20 protein-coding genes are annotated in these 16,748 nt (G+C 71.3%); 11 read left to right on the top strand and 9 right to left on the bottom strand.

What is annotated here, in order from left to right; all coding sequences use genetic code 11:
• Positions 1-8 precede the first annotated feature (8 nt).
• The 4 genes from HNR67_RS35745 to HNR67_RS35730 all read left to right on the top strand — a co-directional run bounded on the left by HNR67_RS35745 (position 9) and on the right by HNR67_RS35730 (position 3,196).
• Positions 9-560, top strand: coding sequence for an HIT family protein (locus HNR67_RS35745; protein ID WP_185007202.1), 552 nt, complete (start codon positions 9-11; stop codon positions 558-560).
• 94 nt (positions 561-654) lie between these two features.
• Positions 655-1,263 carry a phosphatidylinositol phosphate synthase gene (pgsA, locus tag HNR67_RS35740; protein ID WP_185007201.1) on the top strand — a complete coding sequence of 203 codons (609 nt, stop codon included), beginning with the start codon at positions 655-657 and terminating at the stop codon, positions 1,261-1,263.
• Entirely contained in the window at positions 1,260-2,111 is an 852-nt protein-coding gene (locus tag HNR67_RS35735; protein WP_185007199.1) for a phosphatidylinositol mannoside acyltransferase, read from the top strand. Before pgsA ends, HNR67_RS35735 begins: the two co-directional genes overlap by 4 nt.
• The gene (locus HNR67_RS35730; protein WP_185007197.1) at positions 2,108-3,196 is read left to right on the top strand and encodes a glycosyltransferase family 4 protein; all 1,089 of its coding nucleotides are present in this window, start codon (positions 2,108-2,110) and stop codon (positions 3,194-3,196) included. Before HNR67_RS35735 ends, HNR67_RS35730 begins: the two co-directional genes overlap by 4 nt.
• On the opposite strand, the gene HNR67_RS35725 is transcribed toward HNR67_RS35730, so the two are convergent.
• The 3 genes from HNR67_RS35725 to HNR67_RS35715 all read right to left on the bottom strand — a co-directional run bounded on the left by HNR67_RS35725 (position 3,197) and on the right by HNR67_RS35715 (position 6,200).
• A complete protein-coding gene (locus HNR67_RS35725; protein ID WP_185007195.1) occupies positions 3,197-3,409 on the bottom strand; it encodes a hypothetical protein in 213 nt (70 codons plus the stop codon). It abuts the gene before it with no gap.
• A 77-nt stretch (positions 3,410-3,486) separates the two neighbouring features.
• Positions 3,487-4,050: a hypothetical protein gene (locus HNR67_RS35720; RefSeq protein WP_185007193.1), complete on the bottom strand. Its 564-nt coding sequence runs from the start codon at positions 4,048-4,050 to the stop codon at positions 3,487-3,489.
• Between the two features lie 65 nt (positions 4,051-4,115).
• Positions 4,116-6,200 carry an elongation factor G-like protein EF-G2 gene (locus HNR67_RS35715; protein WP_185007191.1) on the bottom strand — a complete coding sequence of 695 codons (2,085 nt, stop codon included), beginning with the start codon at positions 6,198-6,200 and terminating at the stop codon, positions 4,116-4,118.
• A gap of 127 nt (positions 6,201-6,327) precedes the next feature.
• Between HNR67_RS35715 and HNR67_RS35710 the strand changes: the two genes are divergently transcribed.
• Together HNR67_RS35710 and pdxS are read left to right on the top strand one after the other, a co-directional pair.
• Positions 6,328-6,843: a pyridoxamine 5'-phosphate oxidase family protein gene (locus tag HNR67_RS35710; protein ID WP_185007189.1), complete on the top strand. Its 516-nt coding sequence runs from the start codon at positions 6,328-6,330 to the stop codon at positions 6,841-6,843.
• Positions 6,844-7,001: 158 nt separating this feature from the next.
• Positions 7,002-7,901: a pyridoxal 5'-phosphate synthase lyase subunit PdxS gene (pdxS, locus tag HNR67_RS35705; RefSeq protein ID WP_312988804.1), complete on the top strand. Its 900-nt coding sequence runs from the start codon at positions 7,002-7,004 to the stop codon at positions 7,899-7,901.
• An 83-nt stretch (positions 7,902-7,984) separates the two neighbouring features.
• On the opposite strand, the gene HNR67_RS35700 is transcribed toward pdxS, so the two are convergent.
• Positions 7,985-8,659 (bottom strand): TetR/AcrR family transcriptional regulator, encoded by a 675-nt coding sequence (locus tag HNR67_RS35700; RefSeq protein ID WP_185007185.1) that lies wholly within the window; start codon positions 8,657-8,659, stop codon positions 7,985-7,987.
• A gap of 129 nt (positions 8,660-8,788) precedes the next feature.
• Between HNR67_RS35700 and HNR67_RS35695 the strand changes: the two genes are divergently transcribed.
• Positions 8,789-9,121 carry a hypothetical protein gene (locus tag HNR67_RS35695; protein ID WP_185007182.1) on the top strand — a complete coding sequence of 111 codons (333 nt, stop codon included), beginning with the start codon at positions 8,789-8,791 and terminating at the stop codon, positions 9,119-9,121.
• 93 nt (positions 9,122-9,214) lie between these two features.
• Here HNR67_RS35695 and HNR67_RS35690 read toward each other — a convergent pair whose 3' ends face one another.
• On the bottom strand, positions 9,215-10,066 hold the full coding sequence (locus HNR67_RS35690) for an SDR family NAD(P)-dependent oxidoreductase (RefSeq protein WP_185007180.1): 852 nt from the start codon (positions 10,064-10,066) through the stop codon (positions 9,215-9,217).
• Positions 10,067-10,297: 231 nt separating this feature from the next.
• Between HNR67_RS35690 and HNR67_RS35685 the strand changes: the two genes are divergently transcribed.
• Positions 10,298-11,761 (top strand): alpha/beta hydrolase family protein, encoded by a 1,464-nt coding sequence (locus HNR67_RS35685; protein WP_185007178.1) that lies wholly within the window; start codon positions 10,298-10,300, stop codon positions 11,759-11,761.
• A 100-nt stretch (positions 11,762-11,861) separates the two neighbouring features.
• Here HNR67_RS35685 and HNR67_RS35680 read toward each other — a convergent pair whose 3' ends face one another.
• The gene (locus HNR67_RS35680) at positions 11,862-12,428 is read right to left on the bottom strand and encodes a helix-turn-helix domain-containing protein (protein ID WP_185007176.1); all 567 of its coding nucleotides are present in this window, start codon (positions 12,426-12,428) and stop codon (positions 11,862-11,864) included.
• A gap of 114 nt (positions 12,429-12,542) precedes the next feature.
• On the opposite strand from HNR67_RS35680, the gene HNR67_RS35675 reads away from it, so the two are divergent.
• Both HNR67_RS35675 and HNR67_RS35670 read left to right on the top strand, forming a co-directional pair.
• The gene (locus HNR67_RS35675; protein ID WP_312988801.1) at positions 12,543-13,187 is read left to right on the top strand and encodes an AzlC family ABC transporter permease; all 645 of its coding nucleotides are present in this window, start codon (positions 12,543-12,545) and stop codon (positions 13,185-13,187) included.
• Positions 13,184-13,492 carry an AzlD domain-containing protein gene (locus HNR67_RS35670; protein WP_185007172.1) on the top strand — a complete coding sequence of 103 codons (309 nt, stop codon included), beginning with the start codon at positions 13,184-13,186 and terminating at the stop codon, positions 13,490-13,492. The genes HNR67_RS35675 and HNR67_RS35670 overlap by 4 nt, the downstream gene beginning before the upstream one ends.
• Before the next feature lie 15 nt (positions 13,493-13,507).
• On the opposite strand, the gene HNR67_RS35665 is transcribed toward HNR67_RS35670, so the two are convergent.
• From HNR67_RS35665 to HNR67_RS35655, 3 genes are all read right to left on the bottom strand, one after another.
• Complete coding sequence (locus HNR67_RS35665) at positions 13,508-14,290, bottom strand: DUF4190 domain-containing protein (protein WP_185007170.1); 783 nt, start codon at positions 14,288-14,290, stop codon at positions 13,508-13,510.
• A gap of 65 nt (positions 14,291-14,355) precedes the next feature.
• Positions 14,356-14,916: a DUF4190 domain-containing protein gene (locus tag HNR67_RS46495; RefSeq protein WP_185007168.1), complete on the bottom strand. Its 561-nt coding sequence runs from the start codon at positions 14,914-14,916 to the stop codon at positions 14,356-14,358.
• Between the two features lie 52 nt (positions 14,917-14,968).
• Positions 14,969-15,442 carry an Lrp/AsnC family transcriptional regulator gene (locus HNR67_RS35655; RefSeq protein WP_407645158.1) on the bottom strand — a complete coding sequence of 158 codons (474 nt, stop codon included), beginning with the start codon at positions 15,440-15,442 and terminating at the stop codon, positions 14,969-14,971.
• 75 nt (positions 15,443-15,517) lie between these two features.
• On the opposite strand from HNR67_RS35655, the gene HNR67_RS35650 reads away from it, so the two are divergent.
• Positions 15,518-16,711: a trans-sulfuration enzyme family protein gene (locus HNR67_RS35650; RefSeq protein WP_185007164.1), complete on the top strand. Its 1,194-nt coding sequence runs from the start codon at positions 15,518-15,520 to the stop codon at positions 16,709-16,711.
• Positions 16,712-16,748 lie beyond the last annotated feature (37 nt).

Genomic DNA, 16,748 nt, shown 5'->3' with positions numbered 1-16,748 from the left:
TCGATTTCATGGGCGAGCCGGAGCTGGACGAGCAGGAGGGCATCGGGATCCCCGACCCGTTGCAGCGGTTGTGGACCCCGCACCGGATGGCCTACATCCGCGGTGAGGGCAAGCCGGCCGACTCCGAGTCGACGGGCTGCCCGTTCTGCCAGGTCACCGAGCTGGACGACCCGAACGGCCTGGTCATCGCCCGCGGCAGGCTGGTGTTCGCGGTGCTCAACCTCTACCCGTACAACCCCGGCCACCTGATGGTGCTGCCCTACCGGCACATCCCCGACTACACCGACCTGGACCCGGCCGAGACGATCGAGTTCGCCGAGTTCACCCAGCGCGCCATGCGGGCGATCCGGCACGCCGCCGCCCCGCACGGCTTCAACATCGGCATGAACCAGGGCACCGTGGCCGGGGCCGGCATCGCCGCGCACCTGCACCAGCACGTGGTGCCGCGCTGGGGCGGGGACGCCAACTTCATGCCGGTGGTCGCGCACACCAAGGTGCTGCCGCAGCTGCTCGGCGAGACCAGGGAGTTGCTCGCCGGGGCCTGGAACGAGGTCGGCTAGCCACCGCGGGTGCCTGGGCTACCGGCCGGTTAGGCTGGCGTCACCAGGTTCTTTGTTGCCCACGGGGTCACCGAAAGTCGATGCCGAACAGCCGATGCTGAACATCTTCGCCCGCGCGTCGGTCTCGCGCGTCACCGATCCGGTCGGGTCCTGGCTGCTGCGCCGCGGGCTGACCCCCAACGCGATCACCGTCTTCGGCACCGCGGGGACGGTGCTCTCCGCACTGTGGTTCCTGCCGCGCGGCCAGCTGCTGGTGGGCACCCTGGTGGTCACCGTCTTCACCCTGTTCGACCTCATCGACGGCGCGATGGCCCGCGCCCAGGGCAACGGCACCCGCTTCGGCGCGGTCCTGGACGCCAGCTGCGACCGGATCGCCGACGGCGCCCTGTTCGCCGCCATCGCCTGGTGGGCCTTTGTCGAGGCACACGACCGGGCACTGGGCGCCGCGGCACTGTTGTGCCTGGTCACCGCACAGGTCATCTCCTACGTCAAGGCCCGCGCCGAGGCCACCGGACTCTCCGCCGACGGCGGCCTGGTCGAACGCGCCGAACGACTCATCCTGGCCCTGGTCGGCACCGGCCTCACCGGCCTGGACGTGCCCTACGCCCTGGACATCGCGCTGTGGTCCCTGGCCGCGCTGTCCCTGCTCACCGTCGCCCAACGGCTGCACGCGGTCTACCGCAGCGCCAAGGCGACTCCGTGACCGCTGCCCGCGACCGGCTCCTGGACACCGGTTACGCGGCGGCCTGGCGACTCACCCGCGCCCTGCCCGACCCCCTCGCCCGGCACCTGTTCGCCACCGCCGCCCAATGCGCCACCCACCGCGGCCCCGGCCACCGGCTGCGCGCCAACCTGGCCCGGATCGTGCCCCCGGACCGCCTGGACGCCACCGTCCGCGCCGGCCTGCGCTCCTACGGCCGCTACTGGGCCGAGACCTTCCGCCTGCCGGCCCAGGACCTGACCGCCCTCCGCCGCCGGGTCGCCACCACCGGCGTCCACCACCTCGACGCCGCCCTGGCCGCCGGCCGCGGCGTGGTGCTGGCCATGCCGCACAGCGGCAACTGGGACATCGCCGGGGTGTGGCTGACCGGCCACGCCGGCCGGTTCACCACCGTCGCCGAACGCCTGCGCCCCGAATCCCTGTACCGCCGCTTCACCGCCCACCGCGAAGCCCTCGGCTTCGAGATCCTCCCGCTCACCGGCGGCCCGCCACCGGGCCGGCTGCTCCTGGACCGCCTGCGCGCCAACCGGATCGTCTGCCTGCTCGCCGACCGGGTGCTCACCGGCGCGGGCGTGCCGGTCACCTTCTTCGGCGCCCCCGCCCTGCTGCCCGGCGGACCCGCGCACCTGGCCGCACGCACCGGCGCCGCGCTGCTGCCCGCCGCCACCTGGTTCACCCGGCACGGCTGGGGCCTGCGGTTCCACCCGCCACTGCCGGTCACCGGCGTCGCCGAGACCACCCAGCGACTGGCCGAGGTCTTCGCCGCCGACCTGGCCCGGCACCCCGCCGACTGGCACATGCTGCACCCGGTGTGGACCGGCCGGCGGTGAGGATCGGCCTGGTCTGCCCGTACTCCTTCGACGTGCCCGGCGGCGTGCAGACCCACGTGCTCGACCTGGCCCGCGAACTCCGCGCGCGCGGCCACCGGGTCGCCGTGCTCGCCCCCGCCCGGCACGCCGACCTGCCCGACTACGTCACCCCGGCTGGCGGCGCGTTCGGCATCCCCTACAACGGCTCCGTCGCCCGCCTCGCCTTCGGCCCGCGCGCCCTGCACCGGGTCCGCCGCTGGCTGCGCACCCACCGCCCCGACGTCCTGCACCTGCACGAACCCGCCGCCCCCAGCCTGTCCCTGCTCGCCCTCACCCAGGCCGACTGCCCCGTGGTGGCCACCTTCCACACCAGCTCCCCGGCCGCAGGCAACCCGCTGCTGCGGCCATTGCTGCGCCGCGTCACCACCCGGATCGCCGTCTCCGCCACCGCCCGCAGCACCCCCGGCATGATCGAGATCCCCAACGGCGTCGACGCCACCCGCTTCGCCACCGCCACCCCGCTACCGCTGCCACCCGGCGCGATCGGCTTCCTCGGCCGCTACGACGAACCCCGCAAGGGCCTGCCCGTCCTGCTGTCCGCCGCCCGCCACCTACTGCCCACCCACCCCGATCTGAACCTGGTCATCGCGGGCACCGGCGACCCGTCAGCCCTGCACCGCGCCGCCGGACCGGCCCTGTCCGCCCGCATCACCCACCTCGGCCACATCGACGACCCGACCAAGGCCCGCCTGCTCCGCGGCCTGGACCTCTACTGCGCGCCCAACCTCGGCGGCGAGAGCTTCGGCATGGTCCTCACCGAGGCCATGGCCGCCGGCGCCCCCGTGCTCGCCAGTGATCTGACGGCTTTCCGGGAGGTGCTGGGCGGCGCGGGGGAGACCTTCCCGGTCGGGGATTCCGTCGCGCTGGCAGCGAAACTCGCCGCGTTGCTGGCCGATCCGGCCCGACGGGCGCGGTTGGCGGCCGCCGGACGGATCCGCGTGCGGCGGTACGACTGGACCGAGGTGGCCGGGCGGATCGAGGAGGTCTACCGGAGCGCGCTCAACGCCCCGGCCCGCCAGCGGGACGTGGCCCGGCTGGCCCGGTGATCAGGGCGCCGCCTTCCGCCGCGAGGCCGCCTCGATGATCGCCAGCACCTGTTCCGGCCGCTCGATCGCGTGCAGCCGCGTGACCTGCCGGAGCGGGAGGTCCAGCACCGCCTTCGGACCGTCCCGGCGCAGCCGCGGCTCGGCCACCCGGTAGTCGGTGCCGATGTACTCGGTGCGGCGCGACCAGCATCGGCAGCCCGGACACCAGATCAACCAGCAACCGCGCGCACCGGCGACCTGCCCGCCTGCACCTACGACCGGACCCAGGTGGCCGGAGCGCTCGCAGCGGTCTACCAGGCCGCGCCGGCCGGTCCCGACCGCGCGTGCCAGGCCGCCACGATCAGCCCGCACACCTGCTCCGGGTACTCGATCTCGTGCAGTACCAAGGGCTTCTCGGTGTACGGGGAGAACCCGAACGGCAGCCAGTGGTCGCCGTCGCGGCCGAACACCACCGTGCCTGACCGCTGACCGGATCGCGAGGACCGCGCCAGCCGGGGATCGGGGTCCTCCGGGCCGAGCGTGAGCTGCCAGGTCCGCAGCCGCCCACCCGCGGTGCAGACCGCCAGCACCCGCCGGTCGGTGAGCAGGTACTCCGTGGCACGCAGCTCCCGCGCCCGGCGGAAGAGCTGGAACGGGCCCAGGAACAACAAGCCCAGTGCGCCGGCCGGGCCCGTGATCATGAAGATCGACTGCGTCCACACCGCGCCCACCACGCCCGCCAGGAAGCCCAGCGCGCCGAGCGTGGTGATGATCAGCACCGGCAGGTCGAACCCGCGCAGCACCAGGAACTTCCCCGGCCGCCCACGCCAGCGAACGGACTCGCCGGCGGGCAGCGTGAACTCGTTGTCCCCCATGGCCCGACGCTACCCACGGCGGCAGCGCCGAACCAGGGACATCTGTCCATACCTCGGGGCGGGAGTCAGAGTTTGGCGGCGATGGCCTCCGGCAGCGGGTCGTAGCGCACGAAACGGCGGGTGAAGGTCGCGGTGCCCGAGGTCAGCGAACGCAGATCGATGGCGTAGCGCAACAACTCCACGCACGGCACCTCCGCGCGCACCAGCGTCCGCCCCGACCCGGCAGCCTCGGTGCCCAGCACCCGGCCGCGACGGCCGGACAGGTCACCCAGCACGGTGCCCAGGTGGTCGTCGGGCAGCAGCACCGCGACCTCGTCCAGGGGTTCCAGCAACGCGATCCCGGCCGCGGCGGCCGCCTCCTTCATCGCCAGTGAGGCCGCGGTCTGGAAGGCCGCGTCGGAGGAGTCCACGCTGTGCGCCTTGCCGTCGACCAGGCTCACCCGCAGGTCCACCACCGGATACCCGGCCTGCAGGCCCCTGGCCATCTGGGCCCGCACGCCCTTCTCCACGCTCGGGATGAACTGGTGCGGCACCGAACCGCCGACCACCCGGTCCACGAACTCCAGCCCGGACCCGCGCGGCAGCGGCTCGATCACCAGATCGCACACCGCGTACTGGCCGTGCCCGCCGGACTGCTTCACATGCCGCCCGTGTCCCTTGCCCGCCTTGGCGAAGGTCTCCCGCAGCGGCACCCGCACGTCCTCGGTGTCCACCTCCGCGCCCCCGGCCCGCAGCCGCTGCAGCACCACATCGGCGTGCGCCTCGCCCATGCACCACAGCACCAGCTGGTGCGTCTCGGCGTTGCGCTCCAGCCGCAGCGTCGGATCGCTCGCGGCGAGCTTGGCCAGGTTGCGCGCCAGGGTGTCCTCATCGCTGCGGGTGCGGGCCAGCACCGCCACCGGCAGCAGCGGCTCCGGCATGTCCCACGGGCGCACCAGCAGCGGATCCTCCGGCGCGGACACGGTGTCCCCGGTCTCGGCCGAGGTGAGCTTGGTCAGCGCGCACAGGTCCCCGGCCACGCAATAGGGCACCTCGCGCAGGGTCGCGCCCAGCGGGGAGTAGACGTGCGCCACCCGCTCGTCGTTGTCGTGGTCCTCGTGCCCGCGCTCGGCCATGCCGTGCCCGGAGATGTGCACCGGCCGCTCCGGCCGCAACGTCCCGGAGAACACCCGCACCAGGGAGACCCGGCCGACATAGGAGTCCACCGCGGTGCGCACCACCTCGGCCACCAGTGGCCCGTCCGGGTCGGCGGCCAGGCGCGGGCGCGGGATGCCGTCGGTGCCGGTCACCTCGGGCGGCTCGTGCTCGGCGGGGGAGGGGAAGGCCCTGGTCAGCATCTCCAGCAACTCCGGCACGCCCAGGCCGGTGGTGGCGCAGACCGGGATCACCGGGTGGAAGGAGCCCCGCGCCACCGCGGTCTCCAGATCGGCGATCAGCACGCCCTGGTCGAGGTCCCCGCCCTCCAGGTAGCGCTCCAGCAGGGACTCGTCCTCGCTCTCGGCGATGATCCCCTCGATCAGGGTGTCCCTGGCCGCCGCGAACTCCTCGGCCATCGCCGCCGGCGGCGTCCCGGTGATCAACCCGACCAGCCCGGACAGCCGGCCGCCGGTGCGCAGCGGCAGGTACAGCGGCAGCACACCGTCGCCGAAAGCGTCCCGGCAGGCGGTGATCTCGGCGCCGATGTCGGCGCGCTGGTGGTCGCAGCGGGCGATGACCACCGCGCGCGGCATGCCCACCGCGGCGCACTCCTGCCACAGCGCCACCGTGGCCGCGTCAACCCCCTCAGCCGCGCACACCACGAACAACGCGGCGTCGGCGGCGCGTAAACCGGCGCGCAGCTCGCCGACGAAATCGGCGTACCCGGGGGTGTCGATCAGGTTGACCTTGACCTCGCGGTGCATGAACGGGGCCACCGACAGCCCGACCGAGCGCTGCTGCCGCACCGCCGCCGGATCGTGGTCGCACACCGTGGTCCCCTCGGTGACCGAGCCGGTGCGGTTGATCACCCCCGCCGCCGCCAGCAACGCCTCGGTGAGCGTGGTCTTCCCGGAACCCGACGGTCCGACCAGCACGACGTTGCGCACCTTGGTGGGGTCGGCTACAGCGACCTGGCCGCCGGCATGGCCGTTGTCCGAGTGCTTGGTGCCCATGGGACTTCCACCTCCCGAACGGCCGGCCTGATCCGACCGCGCGTTGGATGTGTCCGATCTCACACCCGATGCCCTGGTGGCGTCCACCCCAGGGCGCGCGCACCATCCGGGAGTACTAATTGCGGTGATGAGTGAGCTGCTGACCCCGCTGCCCCGTCCGCGCACCTCCCGGCCCAGCCGCGGCGGTGTCCGGGCCACCGGCGCGCACCTGCTCGACTGGGACTGGGCCCGCTACCGCCTGGAGGACGCCCGCAACTACTGGATCGCCACCGCCGGCGCGGGCAGGCGACCGCACACCCGGCCGGTGTGGGGGGTGTGGCTACCTGCGGGTTTCTGCTTCGTGACCGGCTCGGCCGCGGTGCGCAACCTGGCAGTGAGCCGGGAGATCAGCGTGCACCTGGAAAGCGGCGACGAGGTGGTCATCGTGGAGGGCGAGGCCGCCCTGGTCACCGCCCAGCTGGACCTGCTCCGCCTGGCCGAGGCCCTGCGCGAGAAGTACCGCTGGCCCCTGCACCTGGCCGACGGCCGGTTGGCCGGGGAGGGCGGTCAGGGCGGCCCGGCGTACCTGGTGCGGCCGCGGGTGGTCTTCGGCTGGGCGCGGGACGGGGAGAGCATGACCCGCTGGCGGTTCGGCGCAGGCTGAGCCACCATCCGGGGCAGTGGGGTGACGCGGGTAACTGGCCTGCTCAAATCGCGCGGAATTGGCCACTTTGAGGGGCCGCGCGCGGACGTAGCATGTGGTTCCCAGTCATCCACCGGAGTGGGTTTTCCCACTTCAGAGCACAGTTGGGCAGGACACCAGTGACCTCCAGTGACATCCAGGCCGTCGGCACCGCGCGGGTCAAGCGCGGTATGGCCGAGATGCTCAAGGGCGGCGTGATCATGGACGTGGTCACCCCGGAACAGGCCAAGATCGCCGAGGACGCCGGCGCCGTCGCGGTGATGGCCCTGGAGCGGGTCCCCGCCGACATCCGGGTCCAGGGCGGCGTCGCCCGGATGAGCGACCCGGACATGATCGACGGCATCATCGCCGCCGTGTCCATCCCGGTGATGGCCAAGGCCCGCATCGGCCACTTCGCCGAGGCCCAGGTCCTGCAGTCGATCGGCGTGGACTACATCGACGAGTCCGAGGTGCTGACCCCCGCCGACGAGGCCCACCACATCGACAAGTGGGACTACACCGTCCCGTTCGTCTGCGGCGCCACCAACCTGGGCGAGGCCCTGCGCCGCATCAGCGAGGGCGCGGCCATGATCCGCTCCAAGGGCGAGGCCGGCACCGGCAACGTGGTCGAGGCGACCCGGCACATGCGCCAGATCCGCGCCGACATCCGCAAGCTCACCCTGCTCGACGAGCCGGAACTCTTCGTCGCCGCCAAGGAACTGCGCGCCCCGTACGAGCTGGTCAAGGAAATCGCCCAGCTCGGCAAACTCCCCGTGGTCCTGTTCACCGCGGGCGGCATCGCCACCCCGGCGGACGCCGCCATGATGATGCAGCTCGGCGCCGAGGGCGTCTTCGTCGGCTCCGGCATCTTCAAGTCCGGCGACCCCGCCAAGCGCGCCGAGGCCATCGTCAAGGCCACCACCTTCCACGACGACCCCGACGTCATCGCCAAGGTCTCCCGCGGCCTGGGCGAGGCCATGGTCGGCATCAACATCTCCGACCTCCCCGACTCCCAGCGCCTCGCCACCCGAGGCTGGTAGCCGACCGGCCTTGGGGCCGTTTCGCCTCGGATTCCAGCGCGATCCGGTGGTGGGCCGCCTGCCCACCACCGGATCGCGGGCTGTCAGGAGGACGGCTGTTTGGCGCCCCGGCGCTTCGGGCCTGGGCGCCGCGCATCCGCGGCACGTGCTTGCGCCGCCATGCCGGCGATGAAGTCTTCCTTGGTCAAGGGCCCGACCGGCAGTGCGGTCGTCGATCCCGGCCTGAGCCCGTCGAGAAGCAGCGGCAAGAATCGCCGCCAGAGTTCCGGCGCCACGGGACCGAACAGCCGCACGACCTCACCCAGCAGGGTGGCCAGCACCGCGAGGTCGGAAACCACCACATCCTCGCGGATGGAGCCCTGCTTCCTCGCCTTCGCCAGTAGCGTGCCCAGGCTGTCGCCGATCCGGCGATGCACCTCCAGCATCGGCGCCGACTCCGGATCAGTGGCCAGCACATCCCGGAGGACCTGCTGGGTCGCCTGCGGCTCGATCGTGACCTCGAAGAACTCGGCCAGCCCTGCCCAGCCGTCCGGCATCAAGGCCGCCGCCTCGGCAGCCTGCAGCATCGACTCCAACGATGCTTCCAGAGCGGCGAATGCCAGTGCCGTCTTGTTCGGGAAATGGCGATAGGCGGTACCGACGCCGACCCCCGCCGCGCGTGCGACCTCGTCGAGAGTAGGCGTGAGCCCACGCTCGTTGAACAGTCTCAGCGCCGCATCGACAAGCGCCTGACGGTTCTGGGCGGCATCGCTGCGCACGCGCGTCCCCCTTCGGGTGGAGCAGTTACCGGAGAAGCATCTCCAGTAGGCTAACCCGAGATAAGCGGAGATGAATCTCCGTATCGGCTCGAGCTGCTCCGCGGCTCGGGCTGCTCCGGAGGAGTGACCATGGACCACGATCCCGTCGCGCGGATCATCTTGGGCACCATGACGTTCGGCTATCGCGGCCGCGGTGTCCGCATCGACGATCCGGCGCGGGTGCGCGGTTGCACGAGCAGGGGGCGTTCGACGAGCTGGGTCTCTACAACGCGATCAGCCGCGCCGTCGAGCCCGAACTCCTGCCGGAGCTTCGCCGGCACGACATCCGCTTCCACGCCTGCAACCCCTTGGCGGCTCGCCGCTGCCGAAGCCGGACCGCTGCCGGCTGACATCGTCGCGGCGCTCGACCGGGCGGCCGAGATCACCCGCCCCGCCTGGCCGCCGGTGCCGCGGACCGGGTGACCGGGCGGCGCGGCGGCTGATGATCGGCGAAGCACATCCCGCGGAGCCGCGGGGGAGCGGCGCTTCCGAGGTGCCGCTCCCGGCGACCGGCGCCTACTGCCCGGCAGGTCCCGCACCTTGCGCCAGCCGAGCGATGTGATCCCACTTCTCGAACTCCGCGATCCTGCTCGCGTACTCCGCTCGCATCGGCTCGATGCCGTTGACACCGAACAGCACCCGCAGCGGCGGCTCCGGCGCGTCGACGATCGCGAGGATGGCCGCCGCGGTGGCGGCCGGATCGCCCGTCACGAACGGGCTGTCCGCCGCACCGGCCATGAGCCCCTGGCGCACCGCGTCGTACTCGGGCATCGGCTCGACCGCCGGAGCCTTGGCACCGAGTTCTGTCGCGAACGTCAAGGGCTCGACCAGCGTCACGTGGATACCCTGACCGGCGACCTCGGCCGCGAGCGCCTGACTCATGGCCTCCAGCGCCCACTTGGACGAGTGGTAGAGCCCCATGGTCGGGTACGCCACCAGACCGCCGTACGACGAAACCTGGATGACGCGCCCGTGACCCTGGGCCCGCATACCGGGCAATGCCGCCCGCGTCGTCCACAGCGGCCCGAAGAAGTTCACCTCGTACTGGGCCCGAGCCTGCTCCTCGGAGACCTCCTCCACCGTCCCCAGCAGAGCCTGACCCGCATTGTTGACGAGCACGTCGATCCCGTCGAAGTGATCCTCGGCGGCATGGATCGCCTGCTTGGCCGCCGCGGCGTCGGCGACATCGAACTCAAGGGCCAGAACCTGCTCACCGAACTTGGCGACCAGGGGCTCGAGCGACGCGGCACTCCGTGACGTGGCGGCAACCTGGTCACCGCGCGCCAAGGCGGCAGTGACCCAGTGAAACCCAAGGCCCCGCGACGCGCCGGTGACGAACCAGGTGAGGGGGGCGCGTGATGGTGACATCCCAGTGTTCCTTGTCTTCGAACGGCGATCCCCGGCTATCGCTACCGTCAACCGGAGATCAATCTCCACTTAAAGATAGCACGAGGCCGCGCACCCAGGGTCGAGCGAGAAGCGCCGCCGCCGGACCTCGCCCGGGGCCGGGCGGCGCCCTGGGTGGCCCCGGGGCGAGGTGGCCGCTACTCTTGACTTGAATCGGAGGTTAATCTCCGTTTAATCGAGGAGGCCCAGGCCATGGGATCGAGGGAGAGCCGGTTCTTCGGCTCCGGCAGGCGGTTGGCCGTCAGTGCGCTGGCCCTGTCGCTGGCAGTCGGCGGAGCCCAGGTCGCCGTCACGGGCGAGTCGACCGCGGCGGCGGCTGCCCAGGAGGTGGCGGCCCGTCACCTGACCGGATCACTGCGCTCCGGGGCGACGTACGTCATGGATGTCCCGCAACGGTGGAACGGGACCGTGCTGCTGTTCAGCCACGGGATCAACCCGGCCGGTCTCGGCATCCCCAACCCCTCGAAGAACGCGGTCGGCAACGGTGACGCGCAGGTGCTGCTGAGTCGCGGGTACGCCCTGATCGGCTCTTCGTATGCCGACCACGGCTGGGTGATCCAGGACGCCGTACCCGATCAGATCGCCACCTTGGCGACGTTCGAGCGTCAGTTCGGCAAGCCCCGGCGGAGCATCGCCTGGGGAGAGTCGATGGGTGGCCTGGTGACGACGGCCATCGCCGAAGCGCACCCTGACGTCATCGACGGATCGCTGGCGATGTGTGGACTGGTCATGGGAGGTGTGGCCGAGTGGAACGCGGCCCTGGACGCCACCTACGCCTTCAAGACCCTGGTCGCGCCGGGCTCGACCGTCCCGTTGGTGGACATCGGGACCACCGCGAAGGGTCTTGAGTACGGCAAGACGTTCGGTCAGTTGGTCGACCAGGCGCAGAAGACTCCGCAGGGGCTTGCCCGGATCGCGCTCGCGGCGGCCCTGTACGACGTGCCGGCCCACAACACGATCGGCCAGGCCAAGCCGGATCCGCGCGACGTCGAAGCCATCGCGAAGAACCAGGCGGCCGCCCTGTCCGGTCAGGTGTTCACCGCGCAGTTCCTGCTCCGCGCCGACGCCGAGCAGTGGGCTGGTGGAAGCATGTCCTGGAACACGGGCGTCGACTACGCCTCGCTGCTACGTCGCTCGGCCAACTACCGGAGTGTCGAAACGCTCTACCGTCGCGCAGGCATTTCCCTCGGCAGCGATCTGGGGCTGCTGGCATCAGGGCAGCGCGTCTCCGCGGTACCGGCGGCCAAGGAGTACATGACGCGCTATGGCTCACTGACCGGGCGGTTGCGTAAGCCACAGCTCAACATCCACACCATCGGCGACGGACTGGTTCCCGTCACGGCTGAGCAGGCCTACCGCACCGCCGTTCGCGAGACCGGCAACGATTCGCTGCTGCGCCAGGCGTATGTCGACGCTCCCGGACACTGCGACTTCACCCCCGGTGAAGTCGTGGCCTCGGTCGAAACCATTATCGCCCGCGTCGAAACCAACCGCTGGCCGTCAACCACGGCCGCGGCCCTCAATCACCGCTCCGCTGCCGTCGTAGCCACTCCGCCCGCCGACGCCAGGCCCTTCACACCCAGCGAGTTCGTGGAGCACAACCCCAGCCCCTACCTCCGGCCCTTCACCGCACCGAGCACTGCTCTTCGCCCTTGATCCTCGCTCTTGCCGCAACCCGCCCACAACGGCCAACACGCCGTACAACAACGGCCAACACTCCGTACGACAACGGCCAACACGCGGGCTGCTCTGGGGATCAGACGTGCTCCATCACCAGCACGAAAGACGTCCCCGCCGCCAAAGCCTCATACACATGCGGCGCATCCCCCGGAAAAGCCGCGTAATCCCCAACCTCCAACTCCACCGAACTCTCCGCCGGCCCACACCGCAACCGCCCGCTACTCACCACCGCGTGCTCGATGGACCCCGGGATATGCGGATCAGCCAACCGAGCCTGCCCCGGCTCCATCGTGATCACGTAGATATCCCGCCGCGCCCCCGGCGGACAGGCCGACAGCAACGTCCCCACGAACGCCGCCTGCTCCGAGGTCACCCCCGGCCCCTCCCCGGCCCGGATCACCCGCACCTGCGCCACCGGCGGCTCCACCAACCGTGAGAACGGCACCCCCAGTGCCACCCCCAGTGCCCACAGCGTCTCCACGCTCGGGTTCCCGCTCGCCGACTCCAGCTGGGACAGCGTGGACTTGGCGATGCCCGCCCGTTTGGCCAGTTCGGTCAGGGTGAGGCCGGTGCGGTCGCGTTCGCGGCGCAGGTTGGCCGCGATGGTGCGCAGGGGGGCGCCGCCGGGGCGGGCGTCGGTCATGGTGTTCGCTCCAGCGGTCTTTGTATTCGCGTTGACGAACGCACCTTAGTGTGTTCAGTATAGGCGTCGATGCGTTCGATATGGCGAACACTTGACTCCGCACTCATCCGTGACGTGAGTGCCGCCGCCCTGACCGGCGGCATGATGGGGATGTCCTTCGGGGCGGTCGCGGTGACCTCCGGGCTGTCCGTGTGGCTGGCCGTGGCGATGTCCGTGCTGGTCTTCGCCGGCGGCGCCCAGTTCACCGCGGTCGGCGTGGCCGCGGCGGGTGCAGGGCCGCTGGCCACGGTGCTGGCCGGGTTGCTGGTCAACGCGCGGCTGCTGCCGTTCGGGCTGGCCGTGGGCGGGGTTTTCGGGCGCCGCTGGTATAGCCGGCTCCTGGGCAGCTACCTGATGATCGACCAGTCCGTGGCCTTCGCGCTGGCGCAGAAGGACGCCGAACGGGCCCGCGCGGTCTACTGGGCGGCCAGCATCGCCGCGTTCGTCACCTGGAACTCCGGCACGCTGATCGGCGCGCTGATCGGCTCGGCGGTGGGCGATCCCAAGGACTTCGGCCTGGACGCGGTCTTCCCGGCCGGCATGTTCGCACTGATCCTGCCGCAGCTGGCGGACAAGACCCCGCGCCGGGTGGCGATCCTGGGCGGGGTGATCGCGGTGGCCACCGCACCCCTGCTGCCGGCCGGCCTGCCCGTGCTGCTGGGCCTGCTCGGCCTGGCCGCCGCGCTGCCCGTGCCGAAGTGGAAAGGCAAGACGGCATGACACTCACGACGATCCTGATCCTCGCGGGCGGGACCTACGCCTTACGCGCCGCCGGACCGTTCCTGCGCGACCGCCTGGAGATCTCCGAGAAACTGCAACGCGGACTGGCCCTGGCCGCGATCGCGCTGCTCTCCGCACTGGTGCTCACCCAGGCCGTGCTGGACGGGCAGGTCTTCAGCGGCTGGGCCCGACCAGCGGGAGTGCTGGTCGGGGCCCTGGCCGCGTGGCGGAAGCTGCCGTTCGCGGTGGTCGTGCTGCTCGCCGCGGGCACCGCCGCCGGACTCCGGCTGGCCGGAATCCCGTAGTGCTGGCCGGAATCCCTAGCGCTTGGCGACCTTCTCGGTCAGCTTGGTGCCCTTCTGCCCGGTCACCACGCACACCGCGGTCCGGTCACCGGTCCGCCAGGAGGAAGCCGTCGGGTAGAAGTAGTACAGCTCCAGCTTCTCCAGGGTGGCCGGGGGCAGCATGCCTTCCAGGCGTTCGCTGCACTCGGTCTCCACGTCGCTGGTCACCTTCGCCTCACCCGGGTACTCCGGCGCGGCCGGCATCGGGAAGCGGTCCATGACCTCGGCCTCGTGCGGCTTGTCGCAGGGCTGCGCGGTCACCGAGGTGATCGCCTTGCCCTCCTTGACCCCGTCGAAGCAGTCGCCCACGTTCAGCTTGAACACGCTGAGCCGACCGGAGTCCACGACCTGACCGGCCTCGTTCCGGGTGGCCCCGGTGTTGATCGCGACCGCGATCAGCGTCGCCCACAGGGCCAGCCAGACCCCGGCCACCACGATGCCTGCGATGGCCAGGCCCTTGCCGCGGTCGGCCCGCTGCTTGATCTGGTTCAGCGAGACCAGCCCGAAGATCACCGCGAGCACGTTGGTGATGATGCCCGGGATGATGCCCAGCACCAGCGCGGCGATGGCGAACCCGTTGGTGTTGCCGGGAACCGGCGCCTGACCGTAGGCCGGGTACGGCTGCGGGTAGCCGGCTGGCGCCTCCGGCGGAGGCGGCGGCGCCGACGGGTAGAACTGCGCCGGACTGGGCTGCGGCTGCTCGGGCTGCCCCGGCTGCTCGGGCTGGCCCGGCTGCTCCGGCTTCGGCTGATCTGTCACGGAGCGAACTTTCCACTACCCGCGACACTCTAGGCAAACCGGATCCACCCAGCCCGGCTCCGCGCTCAGCGCACCAGGAACGGCACCGAGCCGACGAAGAGCAACGGGATCAGGAAGAACAACAGGAACAACCCGACCCAGACGCAGCCCACGACCAGCCCGGCCAGTGCCATGCCCCGGCCCTGGTCGCCGGTCTGCTTGATCTGGTTGAGCGCCACCGCGCCGAAGATGATGCCCAGCACCGGCAGGATGAAGAACGGGATGATCCCGCAGACCAGCGCGGCCACCGACATCCCGTTGGTCTTCTGCTGCGGGTACGCCTGCGGATAGCCCTGCTGGTAGCCACCGGGGTAGCCCTGCGGGTAGCCCGGGTAGCCGGCCTTCTGGTAGCCGCCGGAGTCCTGGTAACTCATCGGCTGCTGGTACTGCGCCGGATACTGCGCCTCCGGCGTGACCGGGTACTGCACCTCCGGGGCCACCGGGTACTGCGGCTCGGGCGCGACCGGATACTGCGGTTCCGCCGGTGCGGGGTAGTGGGGCTCCGCGGTGGCCGGGGTGTACGGGGCCGGGGAGTACGGCGCTGGGTCCTGCGACGGCGGCTGGACCGGATCCTGTGGTGCTGACACGGCGAGCACCGTAGCCGGTACCAGGCCCGGCCACGTGCGAAACGCCCGCACGTCACCCCAGCAGGGCGCCCTCCGCCGGCGGCACCGCCCGCTTGCGGATGTGCTCGAAGACCAGGTGCGTCTGCAACTGGGCGACCTCCTTGCGGGTGGTGAAGGAGTCCAGCACCAGTCGTTGCAGGTGCGCGGTGTCGGCCACCGCCACGTGCACCAGGAAATCGTCCGGACCGGCCACATGGGACAGCGCCACGGTCTCCGGCAGGGACAGCACGAAGTCGATGAAGGGCTGCACGATCGCCCTGGTGTGCGGGCGCACCCGCACCGCGATCATCGCCTGCACCGGCCTGCCCAGCTCGGCCAGGTCCACCTCGGCCCGGTACCCGGTGAGCACCCCGCGCTCCCGCAGCGCCCGGTGCCGGACCAGGCAGGTCGACGGCGCCAGGTTCACCAGCGCGGCCAGGTCCTTGTTGGGCAGCCGAGCGTCGTTCTGCAACTCCTGCACGATGGCCGCGTCCACCGCATCCAGCACGGACCTCACCCCACTTCGCCGAACAGGATTCGTAATCTACCCAGAGACGCCGACGATTGCTTCACGATTCGGCCCATGCGCAGCATCCACACCCGAGCCGTGCACGCCGGCCGGGACGAGTTGACCGCCCTGGGCGTGCACGCCCTGCCGATCGACCTGTCCACCACCTACCCGCTCACCGACGCCGACTCCGGCGAACGCGCCCTGCTGGAACTGGCCGAGGGCGCCCCGGCGGCCGGTTCGCCGGTGTACGGGCGGCTGATCAACCCGACCGTGTCCCGCTTCGAGCGCGCGCTGGCCGAACTGGAGGGCCTGCCGGACGCGGTCGCCTTCGGCAGCGGCATGGCCGCCCTGGTCGCCACCGTGCAGGCCGCCTGCCTGGTCACCGGACGACGGCACGTGGTCGCGCTGCGCCCGCTCTACGGCGGCACCGACCACCTGCTGACCAGCGGGATCCTCGGCGTGGAGGTCACCTTCGCCGACGCGGGCGAGGTGGCCGCCGCGATCCGCCAGGACACCGGCCTGGTCATCGCCGAGACCCCGGCCAACCCGACCCTGGACCTGGTGGACCTGGACGCCCTGGTCGCCGCCGCCGGGAAGGTGCCGGTGCTGGTGGACAACACCTTCGCCACCCCGGTGCTGCAGAACCCGGCCGCGCACGGCGCCACCTACGTGCTGCACTCGGCCACCAAGTACCTCGGCGGGCACGGCGACGCCATGGGTGGCATCGTGGCCGCCCCCGCCGAGCAGGCCGCGGCCATCCGGAGCCTGCGCATCGCCACCGGCGCGCTGCTGCACCCGATGTCGGCCTACCTGCTGCACCGCGGCCTGGCCACGCTGCCGCTGCGGGTGGAGGCGGCCCAGCGCACCGCCGCCGAACTGGCCGCCAGGCTCAGCGTTCACCCGGCCGTGTCGGCCGTCCATTATCCGGGACTGGCCGGTTCCGATCCGCACGGGGTGCTGGGCCGACAGCTCCGAGGGCCCGGCGCGGTGCTCTCCTTCGAGACATTCGAAGAATCGGATGCGATGTTGGCCGAACTCCGCCTTTTCACCCATGCGGTGAGCCTCGGTTCGGTCGATTCCCTGGTGGAGCGACCCGCCGCGCTGACCCACCGGCTCGTACCCGACGCAGACCGCCTGGCCTGCGGAATCAGCCCCAAACTGGTGCGCGTCTCGGTCGGCCTGGAGGACGTCGAGGACCTGTGGAGCGACCTTGATGCCGCACTTGAGGTTCTCATAAGAATCAACGTGATTCGCATTACGTCCTAGCGAACGCTATAGCTTTGTGCACACTCGATGGCGATAT

The sequence above is a fragment of the Crossiella cryophila genome (assembly GCF_014204915.1).
In the GTDB taxonomy this organism is placed as follows: domain Bacteria; phylum Actinomycetota; class Actinomycetes; order Mycobacteriales; family Pseudonocardiaceae; genus Crossiella; species Crossiella cryophila.
Note: the sequence above shows the minus strand (reverse complement) of the source record. Positions and strands in the feature narration are given on the sequence as shown.